This is a genomic window from Rhizobium sp. BK313 (genome assembly GCF_014193655.1).
Classification (GTDB): Bacteria; Pseudomonadota; Alphaproteobacteria; order Rhizobiales; family Rhizobiaceae; genus Rhizobium.
This window is the reverse complement of sequence record NZ_JACHZQ010000003.1, coordinates 660,966-680,204: the sequence shown is the minus strand read 5'-3', so window position 1 is coordinate 680,204 and position 19,239 is coordinate 660,966. Positions and strand designations below refer to the sequence as shown.

Here is a 19,239-nt window from a genome sequence, read left to right as displayed (position 1 = left end):
GTCAACGGATCGCGTCGAGGCCCATGAGCGCGGCCTCGACGATACCGTCGACCGTGTCATCAATGCCAACCGTCACAACGCCGGGTTCGCCGGTCGGCACTTCCAGCGTTTGTAGCTGGCTTTCAAGAAGTGACGCCGGCATGAAATGGCCCCTGCGCTCGCCCATGCGTTCGGTCAGCAGTTCCTTCGAGCCGTCGAGATAGACGAAATAGAGGTGCCCGCCGGCGGCGGCCCGCAAACGCTCGCGATAGGTGCGCTTCAAAGCCGAGCAGGACACGGCGATCGCTTCGCCTTTCGCCAGGCTCGCCGCGATCTGCTGACCGATCAGATCGAGCCAAGGCCATCGATCCTCATCCGTCAACGGAATGCCCTTGCTCATCTTCTCGACATTGGCCGCGGGATGCAGCGCGTCACCCTCGACAAAATGCAAGTCCAGCCGCGCCGCCATCTTTTCGCCGACGGACGACTTGCCGCTACCGCTGACGCCCATGATGATGATGGCGAGAGGTGCCTTCGATATATCGCTCACGGTGGTTCCAGCCATCAATCCAACGGGTAGAAACAGGAGAATTTATGCGTTCCCTCGCCCAACAATTCCGGCGTCACCTGGCGGCAATGGTCCTGCGCACGCCAGCAGCGCGGGTTGAAGTGACAGCCGGTCGGAGGATTGAGGGGAGACGGCAATTCACCCTGCAGACGGATGCGGTTTTTCTCACGCTCAGGGTCGGCGATCGGCGTCGCCGACAACAGAGCGGCGGTATAGGGGTGGCGCGGGCGGGCGAAGACTTCTTCCGCCGTGCCGGTCTCGACCGGACGACCGAGATACATCACCATCACGTCGTCGGCGATGTGGCGAACGACTGAAAGACCGTGCGAGATGAAGAGATAGGCCAGCCCCATTTCCTTCTGCAGGTCCATCAGAAGGTTCAACACCTGAGCCTGGATCGACAGGTCGAGCGCGGAGACCGGTTCATCGAGTACCAGTACCTTCGGCCGCAGCATCAGTGCGCGAGCGATGGCAATGCGCTGGCGCTGGCCGCCGGAGAACATGTGCGGATAGCGATCGTAATGTTCCGGGCGCAGGCCGACGCGCGCCATCATCTCCTCGGCCTTGCGACGGCGCGTGGCGGCATCATCATCGGTGTTGATCTTCAGCGGTTCTTCGAGGATGGAGCCGACCTTCTGGCGCGGATTGAGCGAGCCGTAAGGATTCTGGAAGACAATCTGCACGGCGCTGCGCAGACTGCGGTCGCCAAGCTTCGCCGGCTTGCCGTCGATCAGCAATTCGCCGGCTGTCGGGTCTTCGATCATCGTTACCAGGCGGGCGAGCGTCGACTTGCCGCAACCGGATTCGCCGACGACCGCGAGCGTGCGGCCGGACTGCAGGCTGAAGCTGACGCCGTTCAGCGCCTTGACGGTCGCCTCCGGTTTGAAGGCGCCGCGCCTGACGGTGTAGAAACGGGCGAGATCGCGCCCCTCGAGGACAGCGTCCGTCATTGAATGCCTCCTGCCTGCGTGGCGACAAGGCCGGGATGGCCGAGCGGCTTGCCGTGTTCCAGCGGATAGTTGCAGAGCGTCACGCCGAGCTCGACACCTTGGCGCTTGACGCCGCGGTCGCATTCGGGAGTCGCAAACGAGCAGCGCGGTGCGAAGAGACACCCCGAGGGGCGATCATGCTGGCCGGGCACGACACCGGCGATCGACGGCAGACGCTCACCGACTACCGCCCGTTCCGGCAGCGCCGAAAGAAGTGCCGCCGTATAAGGATGATGCGGATCGCGGAACAGTGCCTTCACGGGCTGCTCCTCGACCTTCTGGCCGGCGTATTGCACCTGCACGCGCTCAGCGGTTTCGGCCACCACACCCATGTCGTGGGTGATCAGCACCAGCGCCATGCCCTGTTCTTTCTGAAGGCGCACAAGCAGATCGAGGATCTGTGCCTGAATGGTAACATCGAGCGCGGTGGTCGGCTCGTCGGCGATCAGAAGCTTCGGATTGCAGGCAAGCGCCATGGCGATCATGACGCGCTGGCTCATCCCGCCCGACATTTGGTGCGGGAAGTTCGACAGGCGATCTTCGGGCGCCGGTATACCGACAAGGTTCAAAAGCTCGATCGAACGCTCGCGGCGCGCCTTGCGGTCGAGACCCATATGGATGCGCAGCGTCTCGCCAAGCTGGAAGCCGACCGTGAAGCACGGGTTGAGGCTCGACATCGGCTCCTGGAAGATCATCGCCATATCCTTGCCGATGATGTGGCGGCGCTGACGTGCCGAGATGCCACGCAGGTCCTTGCCGTCGAACAGCATGCGGTCGGCGGTGATCTTCGCCGTCCAGGGCAGAAGCCCCATCATGGCCAGCATGGACACGGACTTGCCGGAGCCGGATTCGCCGACGATCGAGAGGATTTCCCCCTTGTCGCAGGTGAGCGATACGCCGTCCACCGCCCGGAACAGGCCGGACGCGGTCTGGAATTCAACGGTGAGATTTTCAATATCGAGAAGCGGCATCACGACCTCTTCAGCTTCGGGTCGAAGGCATCGCGCAGGCCGTCGCCCATCAGATTGATGGCGAGAACCGTGATCAGGATGCAGAGACCGGGAAAAGTGACGAGCCATGGGTTGCTCTGGAAGAATTCGCGCGAATCCGCGAGCATCGTGCCCCATTCCGGCGTAGGCGGTTGCGCGCCCTGGCCGAGAAAGCCGAGTGCGGCGGCATCGAGAATCGCGGCCGAGAAGGCGAGCGTCGCCTGTACGATCAGCGGCCCCAGACAGTTCGGCAGGATGGTCTTGAACATCAGGCGAAGCGGGCCGGCGCCGGAGACGCGCGAGGCGATGACATATTCCTTGTCACGCTCGGCCATCACCGAAGCGCGTGTCAGGCGGACGAAATGCGGCTGGTTGACGATCGAGATCGCGATCATGGCGTTCGTCAGGCCCGGCCCCAGGATCGCCACCAACACGAGAGCCAAGAGCAACGAGGGAATGGCAAGGATGATATCCATGATGCGCATGATGATCGTATCGGTGCGGCCGCGGACATAGCCGGCGACCAGGCCGATCAGGATGCCGGCGAGCGCCGAAAGCGAGGCGACCACCAGGCCGATGAACAGCGAGAACCGCGTTCCGTAGATCAGGCGCGAGAGAAGGTCGCGGCCATTGGCGTCGGTGCCGAGGAGAAAGCTGCTATTGCTGCCTTCGGCCCAGACGGGCGGCAGGCGCTGCATGGCGCTGCCATAGGCGGCGTCCGGATCATGCGGGGCGACCACACCGGCGAAGATCGCCAAGAACAGAACGAAGACGAAGACCGCCAGCCCGATGACGGCGCCCTTGTTACGCGAGAAATAATACCAGAACTCCGCAAGAGCGGAGGGGCGGTCGGATTTGAGACTTACCGTGCTCATGGGCCGCTCCTAGTGACGAATGCGTGGATTGATGAAGCCGTAGAGCAGGTCGACGACGAGATTGACGAGCATGACAATGCCCGCGATCAGCAGCAAGCCACCCTGCACCACAGGATAATCGCGCTTGAAGACAGCGTCGATCATCCACTTGCCGATACCCGGCCAGGAAAAGATGCTTTCCGTCAGGATGGCGCCGCCGAGCAGCACGCCGACCTGCAGGCCGATGGTGGTGACGACCGGGATCATGGCGTTGCGCAGGGCATGCACGGAGACGACGCGCAGCGGCGCGAGACCCTTGGAGCGGGCGGTGCGGACATAATCCTCGCCCAGCACTTCCAGCATGGCCGAACGCGTCTGCCGCGCGATCACGGCGAGCGGAATGGTGCCGAGTACGACAGTCGGCAGGATCAGCGAGTTGAGCGCGGAAGCAAAGGCGCCCTTCTGGCCGGACAAAAGACTGTCGATCAGCATGAAGCCGGTGATCGGCTTGAAGAAATAGATAAGCCCGATACGGCCTGAAACCGGCGTCCAATGCAGATAGCCGTTGAAGACGATGATCAGCAGCAAGCCCCACCAGAAGATCGGCATGGAATAGCCGACAAGGGCCACCCCCATCACGCTCTGATCGAACCATGTGCCGCGCTTGACGGCGGCAAAAACGCCGGCCGGGATGCCAAGACAGATCGCCAGGATCATGGCACAGATCGATAGTTCCAGCGTTGCCGGGAAGAAGGTCAGGAAGTCGGTTAAGACGTCGCGCTTGGTGGTGATCGAGGTGCCGAGATCGCCGTGCAGCGCATTCCAGATGTAGTTGCCATATTGAACGACCAGCGGGCGGTCGTAGCCGAGATCATGGGAGATCTGGGCGTGGCGTTCCGGCGACATGACGCGCTCGCCCGACAACAGCATGACGGGATCGCCGGGCAGCAGGCGGATGAAAGAGAAAGCGACGATCGATACGCCGAGAAATGTCGGGATCAGCACCGCAAGGCGGCTGAAAAGAAATCGCAACATGGCAGATGTCCAAAGTTTTCCGGCGGTCAGGCAAATTGCCTGACCGCCGGCTTCACCCGGTTTTCGACCGGGTATTTCAGAGCGTGTCCGTTATTCGGCGATATCAACGCCATCGAAGCGGTGAACGCCGACCGGATCCTGCACGTAGCCGGAAACCTTGGTGCTCATCGGAATGAACTCCTCGGAATGGTCGATGGTCATCCACGGAGCTTCGCGCTTGAAGACGACCTGTGCCTGTTCGTAGAGCTTGGTGCGCTCCTTGACGTCGGCAGTCTGCTTGGCCTTCTTCACGAGATCGTCGAATTCCTTGTTGCACCACTGAGCGCGGTTATTACCGCCGACTGCGTCGCAGCCGAGCAGCGTGTCAAGGAAGTTGTCCGGATCGCCGTTGTCGCCGGTCCAGCCGAGGATGGCCGCGCCATCGCGGTCCTTGGCGGAGGAGAGCTTCAGATATTGAGCCCAGTCATAGGTGACGATCTCGACCTTGACGCCGATCTTGCCGAGGTCGGCCTGCATCAGTTCGGCGGCGCGACGTGCGTTCAGCATGTAGGGACGCGAAACCGGCATCGCCCAGATCTTCATGCTGAGATCCTTGACGCCAGCCTTTTCGAGCATCTTCTTGGCTTCTTCGGGGTTGTACGGGTCGTCCTTGATGTCCTTGTTGTAGGACCACATGGTCGGCGGGATCGGGTTGGTTGCAACGGAGCCAGAACCCTGGAAGACAGCATCGACGATCGCCCGCTTGTCGACGGCCATGTTCAGCGCCCTGCGCACTTCGGCCTTGTCGAAGGGAGCGATCAGCGTGTTGTAGGCGAGATAGGAGACGTTCAGGCCCGGCTGTTCGAGAACCTTCAGGCTCTTGTCGGTCTGGAGGTCCTTGATGTCGGCGGCATTCGGATAAGGCATGATCTGGCATTCGCCGGACTTCAGCTTCTGCGCGCGAACCGATGCGTCTGGCGTGATCGCGAAGACGAGATCGTCGATCTTTTCCTTGCCCTTGAAGTAGGTTTCATTCGCCTTGTAGCGGATGACTGCGTCGGGCTGATAAGCGACGAAGGTGAACGGACCAGTGCCGAGCGGCTGCTGATTCATCTGTTCCATCTTGCCGTCGGCCTGCAGCTTGTCGGCATATTCCTTCGAAAGAACCGATGCGAAATCCATCGCGAGGTCGGCGATGAACGGCGCTTCCGGACGGTTCAGCACGAACTTGACGGTGAGGTCATCGACCTTGTCGACCGACTTGATGAGGGTCGGGAAGCCCATGCCCGCAGCATATTCATAGGACCCGCCGGCGACATACTTGGCCCACGGGCTGTCTTCCTTGAGCTGGCGGTTGAAGGAGAAGATGACGTCGTCAGCATTGAGATCGCGCGTCGGAGTGAAGAAATCGGTGGTCTGAAACTTCACGCCCTTGCGGAGCTTGAAGGTGTATTCCTTACCGTCGGGGGAAACGGTCCAGCTTTCGGCGAGGCCCGGCTCAACCTCGGTGCTGCCGTGCTTGAACTCGACGAGGCGGCTGTAGACCGTACGCGAAGAGGCATCGAAGGTGGTGCCGGCGGTATAAATTCCCGGATCGAAACCTTCCGGCGAACCTTCCGAGCAGTAGACAAGCGTTTTGGACCAGGCGGACGTCGCCATGACCGAAGTCAAGGCTGTCACTGCCAACAGGACAGAGATCTTTTTCATGATATCGTTTCCCAGGTTTGTTCTTCTTTTGAAGCCGTGGATCCCCAAAGGTTCCTATCCGGATCGCGCCGATGGAACGCTATTTAATGTGCGAAAGCAACACGCACCGCCTAAATTTTTTCCAAATTGTGGAGTTTGGAAATTTTCAGACAAAAAAGGTCTTGGATTGGCAACAATCTGGCGAAATCGTGCGCGTTTTAGACGCAATCTGAATAATTTCGTGCTTGCTTCTTCGAAAATACTAATAATTTGCCCTAATATTACGTGGCAATACAAATGAAAATCCGCGGCCACCTCAGGTAGCCGCGGACTGAAAATCTACACAAATTCAATGTCAGGCGGCGGGCGCCGTGATCGCCGGCTTTTTGGCTATCGCCCTGTGATCCGCGTCCGTCAAGCCGAGCAGGAAATTGATCTGCGGACGGGCCTTGACGAGGTCGTCGATAGAATATTCCGTCAGCACGTCGAAGAAGGCATTGAGCGCCTTGCGCAACGCCGAATTCAGGCCACAACTATCGACCAACGGGCATTCGACGACCCCTTCCTCGAAGCATTCCGCCATTGCAAAACTATCTTCGGTCACCCGGACGACGTCGAACAGGCTGATATTGGTCGCCGGCTTGCCGAGACGCACGCCGCCATTGCGGCCACGCACGGTTTCAACAAGGCCAGCCTTGGTGAGCGGCTGCAAAATCTTGAACAAAAACAGCTCGGAAACACCGTAGGCTCTGGCAATTTCCGGGATACGGCTCAAGTGGCCTTCATTGGCGGCGCAATACATAAGCATGCGCACTGCGTAGTTGGTCTGCTTGGTCAAGCGCATGCCGATCTCCTGGAATCAAGGCCGCATAGGACGGTTCGAGAGGTATATAGAGCCTTTCGTAGTTTTGAACAATTCCAAAAGATGAAATTCACATTCACGTTATTCTGATGGAGATATCGGCTGTCAGTCCGATTTCGGCGGGCGGATGCCGGTTGTTTCCGGTTCGCTCTGCTTGGCCCGCAGCTCCTTGGCGTAGTCGAGAATTGCCTGCTTGCGTTCCGGCGTGCCCGGATGGGTCGACAGCATGCTGGTATTGGAATGATCGTCGAGCTTGGTTTCCAGAACATCGAAGAAACGCGACAGTGCGGTCGGGTCCATACCCGCTTCCTGCATCAATTCGACCGAACGGCGGTCGGCCTGGGCTTCGGCCGAACGAGAATAGGAAAGCGCCAAGAGGCCGCCGCCTTGGGTCAGAACATCCTGCACGCCGGAACCGACGTCGCCGGCAATCAACATGACCAAACCAGCGACGCCGGCGGCGTGGTAAAGCTGACGGAGGCTGTGTTTATATTCGACATGGCCGATCTCGTGGCCGAGAACGGCCATGATCATTTCCGTATCGCCGCCGGCAAGGTCCACCAATTCGTCGGTCAGGACCATATTGCCGTCCGGCAGCGCGAAGGCATTCGGGCCGATGACGCCGCCATCGCGAAAATTCAGCTTGTATCGGCCGACACCGCCCTCCGCGCGCGTAGCGATCTTTTCGAATTGATCGGTGATTTCCCTTCGCTTGGCCTCGGGCAGCTTGCTCGGACTAAGCGTCACCTGATCCAGCGTCTTCAACGTACCCGCAGACATCATCTCCGGCACGACCGGCGGCGTCACCAACACGGCGATCTCCACCAACGCCGGCAAGGCGTAGTGATAAATGGTCGATGCCAGCACAGCCGTCGCTATGGCGAAGGCGATCATACGCGGGCGAACAATCTCGAGCCGGTGCACAAAACTGCTGCGCCCCTCGCCGCGGCTTTGAAGATAGGCGTCGACGGCGTCGTTGTCGCGGATTTCGAAGACAGACTCGTTGCTGAAGGTGACGCGCCGCGGAATTGAGCCTACGCGCGGGCTGATTTCAATGTCAGAGCGGATGCCCCAGGCGAGGCGCTTGTCCTTGTCGTCATCCTCATCCGAGAACACGGTGAGCGAGCCGCCGATGTCAACCAGCCGGGCGGCAACCGCCCGGCTGGAATGGGGCGGATGCCAGGTGCCGCGGGCGATTGATGCCGGATCAGAAACCAAAGTCGAAGCCGTCGACATCGAGATACTCCGCACTCATGGCGCTGCCGGTCGAACGTATATGATCGAAGACCACGCCGATCTCACCGTCGACCTTGATAGAGGTATGCTCGATCACATAGCGCCGCATGCGGACCGCGGCCCAAGGACGCATCAAGCCCAACGTGACGAACGTCATGACCACGTTTGAGATCGCGATCCATGCGTATTGCCGGCGACCAAGATCGCTCCACAGCTCGGCGCGACGGTCAATTTTAATGGATGACCAGACAATGTTCCGCACGGTCGCCAGGTAATAAAGCAGAGCGACGACATAAAAGAGCGGATAGAAAAAAAGCCCGAGATACATGATTCTGACATCGCGCGTTGCCGCCAACAGGGTGTTGTTTGGCGCGGCGAAAATTGAGCTGATAATGCCAGTCGCCAAGGTCGTGGCAATGAGACCCCCAATCAGAATTGCGAACGCAACACCGAAAGCCTTGTAAAACTCGCGCAACGGTGGGTCGGCCGCAAACGGCCTGTCGCCGTAACGCAAATTATTGAAGACATAGCAATAGAGCCAGCGGCTGGCCACTGGCGTCGCCAAACCAAAGGAGATGATCATAACAAGCCAGCCAAAATATATTGCTTTACACGCTTGGCCATAGGTCCCGACGAAATCGAAACGGACATTACGATAGCTGGTCACCCGCGCGTTGAAGCGCAAGCCACGCATCAGCACCCACGGCAACGCCGGAATCAAAACAATCCAGAGTCCAATCGCCGCCAGTGGCGCGACATGGGAAAGAACATTTAATGCTGCCAGGAAGCTGAAGACGATCAGGCGCCCGATCAAAATTTGCTTGCCTTTGGCGTGATATTCGAAGGTGTGGTCCAGCACCACGGTATTGCCATAGAAGTAGCGGTTTCGCCTGACTTTCGCCCAAGCCGAATAGATGCCGAGTGTTATGATGGTCAGTAGGATGTTAACGATCCAGATGCCGAAATATTCTCTTGCGCTGCCAGTGAAGGAGGCGCGCTTGTAGGCGCTTTTAAAGCCGAATGGGTAAGACTGTTCCGCAACTGCCATGATCTGATGTGCCCCGTGCCCGATACTGTTTCCCCGAAGGCTGTTCCCCTTGAGAGCAGCCGCGTTGAGCTACCGGCGATCGCTAACGCCATAGGCATAATTCGTCCGCCGAGGGGTGTGTCGCTCGGCGAAAGTTTCGCTCAACCGTTGTATTTGAGAACAGGAAATCCTGCCGCAATCAATGGGAAAATCGCGTTTTATAAAGTACGTCATAGGACAGGTAAAAACAGGCACCGCGACTGCGGCTTCAATGCCACACCAACGACCCGGCCCCTAGTTCAGGTCGCCGAAACCCAGACCGCCATCTCGCAGCCGCCAGGCTCGCGGAAGTGAAAGCGCCGGCCGCCGGGAAAGTCGAAGGCGGGTCGCGTGACCACGCCGCCGGCGAGTTCGACCGCGCGCTGCGCCGCTTCCAAATCCGTCGTGCGCACCACAGGCAGCGGCGCGTCGGTGGCTTCTGCCGCATTGCCCTGGATGCCGGCGTCGATGCCGGCTGCCTCGATGGCGTGATAGGTCGGCCCGTAGCTGACGAAGCTCCAGTCGAAGGCTTCCTCGAAAAAGCGCCGGGTCTTCAACCCGTCGGTCGATGGAAATTCGAGATAGTCGATCTGATAGGTCACGGGCATCGCACGGTCCTCCAGTTGTTCTTGTTTTGTTCTAAAACAAAACGCGTACCGGAGCAAGATGACTCAGCAGAAAATAACCGCAACAAAAAACCGCCGCCCAAATCAGCATTGAGCGGCGGTGCATATCAGCCAATACGGACGGGCATCACTTCATCGTCGGCATAACGAATTCGGCGCCATCCTTGATGCCGGACGGCCAGCGGGCGGTGATCGTCTTGGTGCGGGTCCAGAACTTGATCGAATCCGTGCCGTGCTGGTTGAGATCGCCGAAGCTTGACGACTTCCAGCCGCCGAAGGAGTGGTAGGCGAGCGGAACCGGGATCGGGACATTGACGCCGATCATGCCGATATTGATGCGCGAGGCGAAATCGCGGGCGGCATCGCCGTCGCGGGTATAGATCGCGACACCGTTGCCATATTCATGCTTCATCGGCAGGTCGAGCGCGTCTTCGTAATTCTTGGCGCGGACGACCGAGAGAACAGGCCCGAAGATTTCGGTCTTGTAGATATCCATGTCGGGTTTGACATGGTCGAACAGGCTGCCGCCGACGAAATAGCCGTCCTCGTAACCCTGCAGCTTGAAGCCACGGCCATCGACGACGAGCTTGGCGCCCTCTTCGATACCGCGGTCGATCAGGCTGTTGACGCGGTTGAAAGCGTCCCTGGTGACGAGCGGGCCCATATCGGCCTTGTCATCGGTGTAGGGTCCGATGCGCAGCGACTCGATCTTCGGCACCAGCTTTTCGACCAGACGGTTGGCCGTGTCTTCGCCGACGGGAACGGCGACGGAGATCGCCATGCAACGCTCGCCGGCAGAACCATAGCCCGCGCCCATCAGGGCGTTGACGGCCTGGTCCAGGTCGGCATCCGGCATGATGATCATGTGGTTTTTGGCGCCGCCGAAGCACTGCGCGCGCTTGCCGTTCGCAGCCGCCGTGCCATAGACGTAGCGGGCGATCGGCGTCGAGCCGACGAAGGAGATGGCGCCGATATCCGGATCCGTCAGGATGGCGTCGACCGCAGCCTTGTCGCCGTTGACGACATTGAGGATGCCTGCCGGCAGGCCGGCTTCGATCATCAGTTCAGCTAGGCGGATCGGCAGGGAAGGATCACGCTCTGACGGCTTCAGGATGAAGGCGTTGCCGCAGGCGATCGCCGGCGCGAACATCCACATCGGGATCATGCCCGGGAAGTTGAACGGCGTAATGCCGGCGCCGATGCCGACCGGCTGGCGGATGGAATACATGTCGATCGCCGGGCCGGCGCCTTCGGTAAACTCACCCTTGGCGAGGTGCGGAATGCCGCAGACGAATTCGCAAACTTCCAGGCCGCGGACGACATCGCCCTTGGAGTCCTCAACCGTCTTTCCATGCTCCTTGGAGAGCATCGTCGCCAGCTCGTCCATATGCTGGTTCAAAAGCTCGACGAATTTGAAGAAAACGCGGGCGCGGCGCTGCGGATTGGTGGCGGCCCATTTCGGCTGCGCTGCCTTGGCGTTTTCGACGGCGGCGCGGATGTCGGCGACATCGGCGAGCGCGACCGTCGCCTGAACTTCGCCGGTTGCCGGGTTGTAGACGTTGCTCGTGCGTCCGCTGGTGCCGGCGACGTGCTTGCCGCCAATGAAATGACCGATCTCACGCATGGATGTGCCTCCTCGTTTTCTGGAATGAATGCAGGATGGCACTTCAATTTGCACAAATCAATGAGCTGTTATAAGCAACCGTTGTGCAGAAATTGAAGTCCTGGATGTGCAGATGGATTGGGATGATGTCCGTATGTTCCTCGCTGTTGCCCGTACAGGACAAATCCTGGCGGCCTCGAAACGGCTTGGAGTCAACCACGCGACGCTCTCCCGGCGGGTGACGACGCTGGAGGAGCGGCTGAAAACGCGGCTGCTGATCCGCCGCACCAATGGCTGCGAGCTGACGGCGGAGGGCGAAATCTTTGTTCATGCGGCGGAGCGCATGGAAACGGAAATGCTGCGCGCCCAGGCGAGCGTCGGCCATCTCGATAGCGCCATTACCGGCACGGTGCGTATTGGCGCGCCGGACGGTTTCGGCGTTTCCTTCCTCGCGCCCCGCTTGGGGCGGCTGATCGCGCGCTATCCGGAACTGCGCATCCAGCTCGTGCCGGTACCGCGCTCCTTCTCGCTGTCGCAGCGCGAGGCTGATATCGCCATCACGCTGGAACGTCCGGAACAGGGCCGCCTGATCTCGTCCAAGTTGACGGACTATACACTTGGCCTTTACGCGTCGAAGGCATATCTCGACCAGGCGGGCCTCCCCGACAGCGTCGAAGCTTTGAAATTGCACCCGCGTATCGGGTATGTCGAAGACCTGATCTTTACCGCCTCGCTGAATTTCTCCGGCGAAATCATGCGTAGCTGGGATGCGTCTTTCGAAATCTCCACCGCCATCGGCCAGACGGAGGCAGTGCGCTCCGGTGCCGGCATCGGTATCCTGCACGACTATATCGCCAGGCAATATCCGGAGTTGACCAGCATCCTTCCTGATATCTCGATCAAGCGCGCCTACTGGACCACCTATCACGAAAGCGCCCGCGATCTGGTGCGGGTGCGTACCGTCGCAGACTTTCTCCAGGAGCTGGTGAGCGAGGAACGGCGGATGTTTTTGTGAAGCCACGTCAGGCCTAAGGCATGCTTCGGAGGCTCCTCGTTCTCATCGGGATTGGGAACAGGAATTTCATCCGGCAGCCAGTCGGGATCCGGCTCCAGGATCGGCGGCTCCGGTGTCCAGCCGGGACCGGGCATCGGTGGCTTCTTGGGAATCGGCTCGCGTGGCACGGACATGGCCAGTTCCTTCCCTCTTGCTGTTGATATTGGGGAACGGTCGGGAACATGCGCGGTTCCAAAGGAAATTCCGCCGGCCCATCGTGAAAGCTGCGGTGGAATCCAGGGGATGGTGAAAGCGAACAAGGTTCTGCGCAAAGATGTGGCCGAGACGGCCATCACCACGGCGGTCGGCAGCAACATTGCCGAGAAACAGGGAGCATGCGCCGCTTCCAAGGTCAGCCCGAGGATCGAGTACGCTGGACAAGCGCCCGAGATATTCTAGTTACCTTGAAAGCACCAAGGGGAGTTGGGATGATGAGCGAGAAGAAGAAACCGGAACTGACCGAAAAAGAAATCAAAGAACAGGACGACTATCTCGAGGAAGCGCTTGAGGAAACGTTTCCCGCAAGCGATCCGATTTCGCCGGGACATGTCGAAAAGAAGCCTGAGGACAAGAAATAGCCTGCGGCCGATAACGCCATAATGCGGCAGTTTTCAAGCGATGGCGGTCGGCGCAGAGTGTCCAAAACATCCGAGACCGGCGCTGGATACCGGCCGGGAGAGTTGGAAACTTTCTGATTTTTTGTGGAAATGGTACGGTTGGGGGGTCTCGAACCTCCGACCTCAGGTGCCACAAACCTGCGCTCTAACCAACTGAGCTACAACCGCACATGCTCGCGTCGCCGCGAACGGGGGTGACATACGAGGACTTTGAAATTATTTCAAGTCCTATCTCCCCGCAATATAAAAAAGCTGCGCATGATGCCCAGCCCACAAAGCGTCGTGCGTTTGGACCAACGTGCAAAGGACGCTTTATGCCCTTGAATCTAAAACGTCCCGCTTTCAGTGTTTTCACCTGAAAACGGGACGTTTGGCCTTGGGAGGCTTCTGGAAGATTAAGCAGCCTTGAAGGAGGACATGGCCTTTTCGGCGGCGTCCTTAGCCGGCTTTGCCAGCTTTTCGGCGACCTTCTTGGTGGTTTCCTGTATGGACTTGGCCTGCTCGACGGTCACTTCAGCCTGCTTGCGGATGAAGGAGGTCTGCAGTTCGAAGAGTTCGGCGACGGACTTGACGCGAAGCAGGGCTTCCATGTGCGCCAGCGAGCTTTCGGCATTGGTGCGCAGCACGTCGATGGCCTTGAGACCGATTTCCACAGTGCCGGCCTGTGCGGTCTGCACAGTGGCTTCTACGGTCTTGCCGGCTTCTTCGGCGGCCGTCTTCATCTTGGCGAAGGCTTCCTTGGACTGTGCAGCACCCTTTTCCGCGAAGTCGCGGAAGGATTCTGACAGCTTGGACGGGTCGAATGCAGCCGTTGAAAAAACGTCGTCTTTCTTTACAGTAGCCATGATAGCGCTCCTATACGGGCCCTCCTCAGAGGCGCCCTTCGTGAACTGATTGAGCTTTATATAATATAGTTTATTGTGCATTGCAACATATTTGTGCGGTGCACAACGCATTAACCCTGCCAGTCGAAAACCTGGCCCTTCGCTGGACCTGAAACCGGGGCGCCGTTATTAATAAAGCGTTAAAGCAAGAGAGGCGATCACGCCCGCAGAGCAGGTTGGAACATGCCCGCAATTCAGTACCCATTCATTGACATTGCCGTGCATCCCCGCGTTCGGGAGCGTTTTGCGCGCGGCGAAGCCATGGTGCTGTTTTCGACCGGGATGGATCGCGTGCTCTGGGCCAACGGCGCCGGCGCCAATCTCTTCGGCTTCGACATCATCTATGATTTTCTCGACCAAGGGCCGAAAGCCGGTGATGTCTCCTTCCGGCAGATCGAGGCGACGGCACGCGGACTTGGTGCCGTCGGCGACCAGCGTACCTTCCTGATCCGCATGGCCTCCGGCTTCCAGCGCGCAGTCGTCAACGCCGCGGTCGAAATCATCCGCGTCCAGGCAGGCGAAGAGGCGATCCTGTTTTCGTCACCGGTCTCCTCCAAGCCGCTGGCCGCAGCCGAGAGCGCAAAGCGGATGATCGACGGTTTCGACGATCCCGATACGCACATGGCCGTGATCGGACGTGACGGCGAGGTCATCGCTGCTTCCGCCCGCTTCGATGCGCTTGGCGTGACGCCGCAGACAACAAAGATGTTGACGACCATGGCCGGCGCGCAGGCGGAACGACTGATCAAGCGGCCGATCCCGACCGGCCGCGGTTATCTGCCCGCCGCCGTCGGCAAGCTGTCGGAAATCCCTGCCTTGCATCTGCTCTTCGTCGTCGAAACCGTAGCCAATAATCTCGATCCGGCGGAGAGCCTCGGTGCTGGCGCATCTGCCGCCCCTGCCACGGGCGCAGCGACCGAGCCGGAGGCGGAAGAGGCGCGGAAGGAACTCGAAGCCGCAGCGGCCGAGGAGACGCCCGTATCTGCCGCAGAAGTGCCGTCTCCTGACGTCATTGATGCAGTGGCTGACATCGAAGAGGTCGAGGACGCGCCGGAAGGTTCTGCCGCCGACTATGAAGAGACACATGCACAGTCCGATGCTGCAGGCCAGGATATCGATGCGCTGGTGATGATGGACGGCGCGACGCCGGAACAGATCGAGGCGGCAGCGCATGCCGACGAGCTTGTCCCGGAGGCCGATGACGATTTTCCGCCGAGCGCCGCGGAAAGGCCGGTGGAGCATGCGGAAGCAAGCGCGGAACCGGCCAGGGCCGAGGCTGCCGCTTCCGAGGTCGGACAGCCAGAGGGTTTCATTTTTCATCGCAACGGTCGCGCCACGCGCTTCGTCTGGAGGATCGACGCCGAGGGCCGCTTCAGCGAAGTCTCGCGCGAGTTTGCAGAAGCCGTAGGCCCGCATGCCACGAAGGTAACGGGCGTTGCCTTCGCCGACATTGCCAGGCATTTCAATCTCGATCCGGACGGGAAGATCGCCGAGCTTCTGGCGCGACGCGATACATGGTCGGGGCGGACGATCTACTGGCCGGTGGAAAAGACCAGCCTGATGGTGCCAGTCGATCTGGCCGCTTTGCCGACCTACACGCGAAGCCGCGATTTCGACGGCTTCAGAGGCTTCGGCGTCGTCCGCCTCTCCGATGCCATCGAAGATCCGATGAAGCTTGGCTTGACGTTGGGTGCAGAGGAAGAACGGGCAGCCCCGATGCCGGGCATTGCAGAAAAGCCTGTTGCGGAGACGGCCGCGCCGGCAATTGCTGAAGAAGCGCTGCATGCTCCGACGGAGGACGGTGTTGCCGCAGGCGAGGAGACTGCGCACGAAGCTGGACCCGAGGCAACCGAGAAGCCTGCTTCGGGGAACGACGAGCCGCCGGCCCTGAAGATTGCCGAGACGCCGAACCGCCGCGAATCCGACAAGGTCATCCAGTTGCATGAGCGCCGCCCGTTGACGCAAGGAGGCCTGTCGCCCAGCGAACAAGCAGCCTTCCGCGAGATCGCCCGACAACTTGATCCCTTCGGCAAACGCGCCGAGCCATCAGCCCATCAGCCTGAAGGGCTGGAGCAGCCCGAGGAGATCGCCGACGCCAGCCCGCAGCCGAATGCAGCAGACGAGATTCTATCCGACACCGTCGAGGCGCCGGCCGAAGGCAATATTGGCGAAGAGACGCCGCATGCCGAAACAGTGCCGGAAACCGACGAGGCGGCACGATCCGAACGGGACATGGCCGAACCTCCGGCAGAGATCGGAAAGCCGAAAGAGGAAGCCACCCCCGACCTGGAGGGATCGAAAACCTCCGGCGAGCCGGAAGAAGGTTTCGACCCGCTGGAGGTCTTAAGCACCGCGATTCCGCCACGCGTGAAAATGCGCGATGGCCTGTCGGCCGAGATCGTCGACCAACTGCCGCTTGCCATTCTCGTCCATGCCGGCGACCGGCTGATTCATGGCAATCCGGAATTCCTGCGGCTGACGGGCTATGAAAGCCTTACAGACCTCGACCATGTCGGCGGGCTGGATGCGCTTTTGCAGCGCCACGACCTTGAGGGCAAGACCGAACGGCCGGGCACGATGATGGTCGTACGCGCCGACGATGCGCTCGTGCCGGTCACCGCACGGCTACAATCGATCCGTTGGGAGGACGGCACCGCTTTGATGCTGGCGCTGATGCCGCTCGAAAAAAGCGAGACCTCCACGCCGCCATCGGAGCCTGTGCCCGAAGAAGCGCGGCCTGAGCGCATGGTCGAAAAACTCGCCAAGCTGCAGGTCGAAATCGAAGAGCTGCGTTCGACCCTGGAAACGGCAACGGATGGCGTCGTCATCATCGGGCAGGAGGGCGAGATCCGCTCGATGAACCGCTCGGCAAGCGCGCTCTTCAACTTTGATGACCAGGAAACCCGCGGCAAACCTTTCGTCATGCTGTTTGCGCATGAGAGCCAGAAAGCTGTGCTCGACTATCTCGCCGGGCTCTCCGGCCATGGCGTCGCGAGCGTGCTGAACGATGGCCGCGAGGTTATCGGTCGCGAGGCCTCAGGCGGCTTCGTGCCCCTGTTCATGACCATGGGGCGGCTGAACTCCTCCAATGGCTATTGCGCCGTCATCCGCGACATCACGCAGTGGAAGCGCACCGAGGAAGAGTTGCGCAATGCCAAGCGTGCGGCGGAGACCGCCAATGCCCACAAGACCGATTTCCTCGCCCGCGTCAGCCATGAGATCCGCACGCCGCTCAACGCCATCATCGGCTTTTCCGACATGATGGCCGGCGAGCGCTTCGGGCCGATCGGCCATTCCCGTTATATCGAATATGCGACCGACATCGGCCGCTCGGGCCGGCACGTGCTCGACATCGTCAACGATCTGCTGGACATCTCCAAGATCGAAGCCGGTGAGATGGACCTGGAATTTTCCTCTGTCGGCCTCAACGAGGCGATTGCCGAAGCCGTGTCGTTGGTGCAGCCACAGGCGAACACCCAGCGAGTCATCATCCGCACGGCGCTGTCGCAGGCCGTGCCGAATGTCGTCGCCGACCTGCGCTCGATCAAGCAGATCGCGCTGAACATCTTGTCGAACGCCATCCGCTTCACGCCGTCGGGCGGCCAGATCGTGGTTTCCACCTCTTACGAGGGCAACGGCAGCGTGGTGATGCGCATTCGCGATACCGGCGTCGGCATGACCCGCTCGGAACTGGAACAGGCGATGAAGCCTTTCCGCCAGGTCTCGACCAATGCTCGCAAACGCGGCGACGGCACCGGCCTCGGCCTGCCGCTGACCAAAGCCATGGTCGACGCTAACAGGGCGAACTTCTCGATCAATTCGGCGCCGAACGAGGGAACCCTGGTGGAAATCACTTTCCCGTCGCCGCGCGTATTGGCGAATTAGAGCAATCCCAGGAAAAGTGCGTAGCGGTATTCCGTCCGAAATTGCGTGAAAACAAAGGGATAGAGCAGTTCAGTATTTCGGTGAAAAACTGAACCGCTCCAGAATAAGCCTTTTCGTCGGGCAAGCCGGCAATACCCCTTATGAGTACTTAAATAGCTACTCACTTACACAGGGTTGCTTTTTATGGGATAGTTTGGCCCCGTTGGGATCGGCCATCCCGGCCGGTCGTTGGACGCAAGGGGAGGCTCCAATGTCATCGACGGCAGCGGAAGCAGGCATGGACGAGGTTTCGCCCAATCTGATCGTGGATGCGATGTTTGCATGTCGGAAAACGGCTGCAATCAAGGCCGCCATAGAACTCGATATTTTCACCTTGATCGGCGACGGCGGCAGCGCGGCGTCCCTGGCAGCCGCCACCAATGCCGCAGAACGCGGCTTGCGCATTCTGTGTGACTACCTCGTCGTCGAGGGATTTTTGACGAAAACGGGCGACGACTATGCCCTTACACCATCGAGTCGCGCGTTTCTCGACCGGCATTCGCCGGCCTATATGGGCGCGGCCGTCGAATTCCTCGCCGCACCCGAGATGAACAGCCAGTTTCTGGACGATCCGATCTCCTATGTGCGCAATGGCGGGTCCGTGGGGTTGGCGAATATTTCGGCGGACAATCCCGTCTGGGTGAAATTCGCCCGCGGCATGGGAGCGTTCATGGCGGTCAGTATCGCTGGCGTTGCCGCCGAAGTGGCCAGTTGGGCGAGACCGCCGAAGAAGGTGCTAGACATTGCCGCCGGCCACGGACGGTTCGGCATCGAGATCGCCAAGACCGTTCCGTCGGCCGAAATCGTCGCGGTCGATTGGAGTTCTGTTCTGGAACTCGCCAAGCATCATGCGCGGGAATTCGGCGTGGCGGAACGTTACAGGACGATTGCCGGCAGCGCCTTCGAGGTCGATTGGGGCGGGGATTACGACCTCATCCTTCTCCCGAATTTCTTGCATCACTTCGATATGGAAACCTGCGCCGGATTGCTCCGGAAGGTCAAGGGAAGCCTTAGCGCCGGGGGCAAGGTCATCGCGGTGGAATTCGTGCCGAACGAGGATCGCATCAGCCCTCCCTTTGCGGCCGCTTTCTCATTGGCCATGCTGGCCACGACGCCAAGCGGCGATGCCTATACACAGAAGGATCTGAACGAGATGGCGCAGCGGGCCGGCTTTCGGAACGCGGCGGTAAAACCATTGCCGCCATCGCCGGCGAGCCTAGTCTTCTTCGAATAGCTGCTCGCTGCCGGGACCACAAGGTCACGCCAGCGCGGCGAGGCCTCGCAGAAA

17 protein-coding genes and 1 tRNA gene are annotated in these 19,239 nt (G+C 60.1%); 5 read left to right on the top strand and 13 right to left on the bottom strand.

The window, feature by feature from the left end; translation table 11 throughout:
* Position 1: 1 nt before the first annotated feature.
* The 11 genes from FHT86_RS19685 to FHT86_RS19635 form a co-directional block, all read right to left on the bottom strand.
* On the bottom strand, positions 2–529 hold the full coding sequence (locus FHT86_RS19685; protein WP_409527602.1) for a gluconokinase: 528 nt from the start codon (positions 527–529) through the stop codon (positions 2–4).
* A gap of 14 nt (positions 530–543) precedes the next feature.
* Positions 544–1,497 (bottom strand): peptide ABC transporter ATP-binding protein, encoded by a 954-nt coding sequence (locus FHT86_RS19680; protein ID WP_133708502.1) that lies wholly within the window; start codon positions 1,495–1,497, stop codon positions 544–546.
* Positions 1,494–2,507, bottom strand: a complete 1,014-nt coding sequence (locus FHT86_RS19675) for an ABC transporter ATP-binding protein (protein WP_133708501.1) — start codon at positions 2,505–2,507, stop codon at positions 1,494–1,496. Before FHT86_RS19675 ends, FHT86_RS19680 begins: the two co-directional genes overlap by 4 nt.
* Positions 2,507–3,400 carry an ABC transporter permease subunit gene (locus FHT86_RS19670; RefSeq protein WP_133708500.1) on the bottom strand — a complete coding sequence of 298 codons (894 nt, stop codon included), beginning with the start codon at positions 3,398–3,400 and terminating at the stop codon, positions 2,507–2,509. The genes FHT86_RS19675 and FHT86_RS19670 overlap by 1 nt, the downstream gene beginning before the upstream one ends.
* 9 nt (positions 3,401–3,409) lie before the next feature.
* The gene (locus FHT86_RS19665; RefSeq protein WP_133708499.1) at positions 3,410–4,414 is read right to left on the bottom strand and encodes an ABC transporter permease subunit; all 1,005 of its coding nucleotides are present in this window, start codon (positions 4,412–4,414) and stop codon (positions 3,410–3,412) included.
* 90 nt (positions 4,415–4,504) lie between these two features.
* Positions 4,505–6,100, bottom strand: coding sequence for an ABC transporter substrate-binding protein (locus tag FHT86_RS19660; protein ID WP_133708498.1), 1,596 nt, complete (start codon positions 6,098–6,100; stop codon positions 4,505–4,507).
* A 334-nt stretch (positions 6,101–6,434) separates the two neighbouring features.
* Positions 6,435–6,923 (bottom strand): iron-responsive transcriptional regulator RirA, encoded by a 489-nt coding sequence (rirA, locus tag FHT86_RS19655; protein ID WP_133708497.1) that lies wholly within the window; start codon positions 6,921–6,923, stop codon positions 6,435–6,437.
* 123 nt (positions 6,924–7,046) lie between these two features.
* Positions 7,047–8,177, bottom strand: a complete 1,131-nt coding sequence (locus tag FHT86_RS19650) for a M48 family metallopeptidase (protein WP_133708496.1) — start codon at positions 8,175–8,177, stop codon at positions 7,047–7,049.
* The gene (locus FHT86_RS19645; RefSeq protein ID WP_133708495.1) at positions 8,149–9,225 is read right to left on the bottom strand and encodes a YjgN family protein; all 1,077 of its coding nucleotides are present in this window, start codon (positions 9,223–9,225) and stop codon (positions 8,149–8,151) included. The genes FHT86_RS19650 and FHT86_RS19645 overlap by 29 nt, the downstream gene beginning before the upstream one ends.
* A 278-nt stretch (positions 9,226–9,503) precedes the next feature.
* Positions 9,504–9,851, bottom strand: coding sequence for a VOC family protein (locus FHT86_RS19640; protein ID WP_133708494.1), 348 nt, complete (start codon positions 9,849–9,851; stop codon positions 9,504–9,506).
* Positions 9,852–9,996: 145 nt separating this feature from the next.
* A complete protein-coding gene (locus FHT86_RS19635) occupies positions 9,997–11,493 on the bottom strand; it encodes a CoA-acylating methylmalonate-semialdehyde dehydrogenase (protein WP_133708493.1) in 1,497 nt (498 codons plus the stop codon).
* 112 nt (positions 11,494–11,605) lie between these two features.
* On the opposite strand from FHT86_RS19635, the gene FHT86_RS19630 reads away from it, so the two are divergent.
* The 3 genes from FHT86_RS19630 to FHT86_RS19620 all read left to right on the top strand — a co-directional run bounded on the left by FHT86_RS19630 (position 11,606) and on the right by FHT86_RS19620 (position 13,104).
* Positions 11,606–12,487 carry a LysR family transcriptional regulator gene (locus FHT86_RS19630; RefSeq protein WP_133708492.1) on the top strand — a complete coding sequence of 294 codons (882 nt, stop codon included), beginning with the start codon at positions 11,606–11,608 and terminating at the stop codon, positions 12,485–12,487.
* A 171-nt stretch (positions 12,488–12,658) separates the two neighbouring features.
* Positions 12,659–12,925: a hypothetical protein gene (locus FHT86_RS19625; RefSeq protein WP_166656858.1), complete on the top strand. Its 267-nt coding sequence runs from the start codon at positions 12,659–12,661 to the stop codon at positions 12,923–12,925.
* A gap of 32 nt (positions 12,926–12,957) precedes the next feature.
* A complete protein-coding gene (locus FHT86_RS19620; protein WP_166656846.1) occupies positions 12,958–13,104 on the top strand; it encodes a hypothetical protein in 147 nt (48 codons plus the stop codon).
* 130 nt (positions 13,105–13,234) lie between these two features.
* Here FHT86_RS19620 and FHT86_RS19615 read toward each other — a convergent pair.
* Both FHT86_RS19615 and FHT86_RS19610 read right to left on the bottom strand, forming a co-directional pair.
* Positions 13,235–13,311, bottom strand: a tRNA-His gene (locus FHT86_RS19615).
* Positions 13,312–13,538: 227 nt separating this feature from the next.
* Positions 13,539–13,988 (bottom strand): phasin, encoded by a 450-nt coding sequence (locus FHT86_RS19610; RefSeq protein WP_133708489.1) that lies wholly within the window; start codon positions 13,986–13,988, stop codon positions 13,539–13,541.
* A 222-nt stretch (positions 13,989–14,210) separates the two neighbouring features.
* Between FHT86_RS19610 and FHT86_RS19605 the strand changes: the two genes are divergently transcribed.
* On the top strand, positions 14,211–17,912 hold the full coding sequence (locus tag FHT86_RS19605) for an ATP-binding protein (RefSeq protein WP_133708488.1): 3,702 nt from the start codon (positions 14,211–14,213) through the stop codon (positions 17,910–17,912).
* Between the two features lie 250 nt (positions 17,913–18,162).
* On the top strand, positions 18,163–19,185 hold the full coding sequence (locus FHT86_RS19600) for a methyltransferase (protein WP_133708487.1): 1,023 nt from the start codon (positions 18,163–18,165) through the stop codon (positions 19,183–19,185).
* The last annotated feature ends 54 nt before the right edge of the window (positions 19,186–19,239 follow it).